Annotated in this window: 4 protein-coding genes and 1 pseudogene; all 5 read left to right on the forward strand. The window is 72.5% G+C overall.

The features are described from left to right. Nucleotides 1-285: pseudogene (locus ROTAS13_RS21790) on the forward strand (RecX family transcriptional regulator); the annotation flags it as partial. Nucleotides 286-292: 7 nt separating this feature from the next. Next, the gene (locus tag ROTAS13_RS21795) at nt 293-1,042 is read left to right on the forward strand and encodes an AzlC family ABC transporter permease (RefSeq protein ID WP_226946126.1); all 750 of its coding nucleotides are present in this window, start codon (nt 293-295) and stop codon (nt 1,040-1,042) included. Next, the gene (locus tag ROTAS13_RS21800; protein WP_019461040.1) at nt 1,039-1,404 is read left to right on the forward strand and encodes an AzlD family protein; all 366 of its coding nucleotides are present in this window, start codon (nt 1,039-1,041) and stop codon (nt 1,402-1,404) included. The genes ROTAS13_RS21795 and ROTAS13_RS21800 overlap by 4 nt, the downstream gene beginning before the upstream one ends. A gap of 134 nt (nt 1,405-1,538) precedes the next feature. Beyond that, nucleotides 1,539-2,093: an ANTAR domain-containing response regulator gene (locus tag ROTAS13_RS21805; protein WP_226946156.1), complete on the forward strand. Its 555-nt coding sequence runs from the start codon at nt 1,539-1,541 to the stop codon at nt 2,091-2,093. Nucleotides 2,094-2,307: 214 nt separating this feature from the next. Further along, nucleotides 2,308-3,157 (forward strand): CmpA/NrtA family ABC transporter substrate-binding protein (locus tag ROTAS13_RS21810; protein WP_171979197.1); only part of this gene is annotated, 850 nt, incomplete at its 3' end.

Genomic DNA, 3,157 nt, shown 5'->3' on the forward strand with positions numbered 1-3,157 from the left:
GTGGCGGCGCATCTGGCGGGCAAGGGCGTGGCGGCGGAAACCGCGGGCGCGGCGCTGGAGGACAGCGCCACCGACGAGCTCGACGCCGCCCTGGCGCATCTGCGCCGCCGCCGGCAGGGCCCCTTCGCCCCCGGCGCGGCGGAGGAGCCGGCGGACGAGGCGGCGCGGCTGAAGGCGCTGGGCGCCCTGGCCCGGGCCGGCTTCCCCCGCGACATCGCCGAGCGCGCCCTGGACCTTTCCCCCGAGGAGGCCACCGAACGCCTCCTCGCCGCGCGCCGCGACTGAGATGGGCATGACGGAACCGACGGGCCCCGCATCGCCCCGCGAGCCCTTCACCCGCGAGGGCCTCCGCCGTGGGGCCCGCACCGCCCTGCCGCTGCTGATCGGCTACCTGCCCTTCGCCATGGTGATCGGCGTGATCTCCCAGGCGCACGGCCTGTCGCTGCTGGAAACCGGGCTGATGGGCGCCACGGTCTTCGCCGGCGCCTCGCAGCTCCTGGCGCTGGAGCTCTGGGCCGATCCGGTGCCGGTGGTGGCGACCATCGTGGCGGCGCTGGTGGTGAACCTGCGCTTCCTGCCGATCACGGCCTCCCTGTCGCACTGGTTCGTGCGGCTGCGCGGCTGGCGCGTCTGGGGCACGTTGGCGACCGTCACCGACCATGCCCTGGCCTTCTCCGTCACCGAGGAGCGGGCGGGGCGGGTCGATGCGGGCTTTCTGCTCGGCCTCGGCCTCGTCACCTGGGTCGGCTGGATCGTCTTCTGCGTGGGCGGGCACATGCTGGGCAGCGCCGTGGTGCTGCCGCCCGGCCATGCGCTCTACTTCGCCTCCGTTTCCGCCTTCATCTCGCTGCTGGTGCCGCTCTGGCGCGGCTTCGGGCGAGACCTGCTGCCCTGGCTGCTGGCCGCCATCCTGTCGCTGGGCCTCTTCCTGCTCGGCATGCCGACGCCCTTGCCGCTGCTGTCCGGCGCCCTGGGCGGGGCGTTCCTGGCCGCCTGGCTGGCCACGCGCCGCCGGAACATCCAGCCCGGGGCCGCGCCATGACCCACTCCCCCTGGCTGCTGCGCGGCGACGTGCTGATCGCCGTGCTGGGCATGGGCCTGGTCACCTTCCTGTGCCGGATCGGTGGCCATATCCTGCGCCAGGCCTTCCGCCTGCCGCCCTTCGTGGAAACCATGCTGCGGGAACTGCCCGGCCCGCTGTTCGTCGCCTATGTCGCGCCCGCGCTCTGGCTGCAGGGGCCCGCCGGCCTGGGTGGCGCGGCGCTGGCGGTGCTGGTGCAATGGCGGACGCGGCAGCTCGCCCTTTCCATCCCGGCCGGTGTGCTGGGCGTGGCACTGGCGCGGGAGGCCGCCGCGTTGGTGGAGCAGGGTGCCGCTTTCGGCGCCAGTTTCCTGGGTTCCTGACCCAACCCCGCCTCGCTTCGCGGCACGGGCTGCGCCGCCTGCCTGGGTCGGGGCGCGGCACCTTCCTTGCTTGTCGTTGCAGCGCACAATAACTGGAACGGCACAGCCGGGATAAGCAGGAGCCCCGCTTGCGCGTGCTGCTGGTGGATGACGAAGAGGACCGCGCGGCCACGGTCAGCGCCGGGCTGACCGCCGCCGGCTGCACGGTGGTCGCGGTGGCGCCGGATGCGACGCAGCTCACCCGCCGCGTGCGGGAGAGCGGCGCCGACGTCATCGTTTGCGCGCTCGACGACCCCTCGCGCGATGCGCTGGAAAGCATGGGCGCGCTGCACCGGGACGAGCCGCGCCCGGTGGTGGTCTTCGCCGCACGTGGCGACACCGACCAGATCCAGGCGGCACTGGAGGCCGGGGTGGCTGCCTATGTGGTGGAGGGCCTGTCGCCGGAGCGCGTCCGCCCGGTCATCGAGGTCGCCATCCTGCGTTTCCGCGCGCACCAGGCCCTGCGGCGGGAGTTGGAGGAGGCGCGGGCCAGCCTCGCAGAACGCAAGCTGATCGACGCCGCCAAGCTGCGCCTGATGCAACAGGCAAAGCTGAGCGAGCCGGAGGCCTACAAGCGCCTGCGGCGGATGGCGATGGAGAGGCGGATCAGGCTGATCGATCTGGCAGCAGAAATTCTGACACTTTCATAGTCAAATGCTTTTCTAGTGCGCATATTTGCCCAAGGTCGTAAAAAAATGCCCTTGTTAAAATCCTTTTCGTTTTGACCTTCGCTCCAGGGCTATGATTTAAGCATTCCCACCGGGGCCGCGCTCAAGGATGCGCGCGGCAAGCGAACCCGGATCGAGACAGCGGTCCAAGGGCGGATCGCCAGCCATCCCCGCCAGGGGTCCGGACCCGATCCGCGTGTCTGCCGCAACCCTCGCCCCTCCCCGTCCCGTGCTGCTGAGCGAACTGGGCTCCGGCCTGCTCCGGCTGGGCTTCGTGCCGCTGACCGACGCCGCGCCGCTGCTGGTGGCTCAGGAACTGGGCATGTTCGCCGCCGCCGGGCTGCGGGTCGTGCTTTCCGCCGAGACAGCCTGGGCCGCGGTGCGCGACAAGATCGCCTTCGGCGGGCTGGACGCGGCCCACCTGCTCGGGCCGATGCCCATCGCCCTGGCCTGCGGTCTGGGCGGCGTGCGGCATCGGCTGGCGATCGGCGCCGGACTCGGCCTGAACGGCAACCGGCTGGTCCTGTCCGGCGCCCTTGCCGCGCGGCTCGACCCGGCTCTGCCGCTGACGCCGCAGGACTTCGCCGCGCTGGTGCGCGCGCTGCCCGCGCCGCCGCGCCTCGCCGTGGTCTTCCCCTTCTCCTCGCACAACTACCTGCTGCGCCACTGGGTGGCGCTGGGCGGGCTCAACCCGGACCGGGACCTGCACCTCTGCGTGCTGCCGCCCTCCCGGGCCGGCGATGCGCTGGCGACCGGGGAGATCGACGGCTTCTGCGCCGGCGAGCCCTGGGGCAGCGAGGCGGCGGCACGCGGTGCCGGCCGCATCGTGCTGAGCAGCGGCGAGATCTGGGCCGGTCATCCGGAGAAGATGCTGGCCTTCTCCGAGGAATTCGTCGCCATGCGGCGCGAGGAATCCGTGGCCTGCACCGCCGCCGTGATCGCCGCCGCGCGCTGGCTGGACGATCCCGCGAACCGCGGCGAGGCCATCGCCATCCTGCGCGCCCGGGCCTTCCCCGGCCTCGCGAAGGAAACGATCGGCCTCGCCC

The sequence above is a fragment of the Roseomonas sp. TAS13 genome, from assembly GCF_001950415.1.
GTDB lineage: Bacteria > Pseudomonadota > Alphaproteobacteria > Acetobacterales > Acetobacteraceae > Roseomonas > Roseomonas mucosa.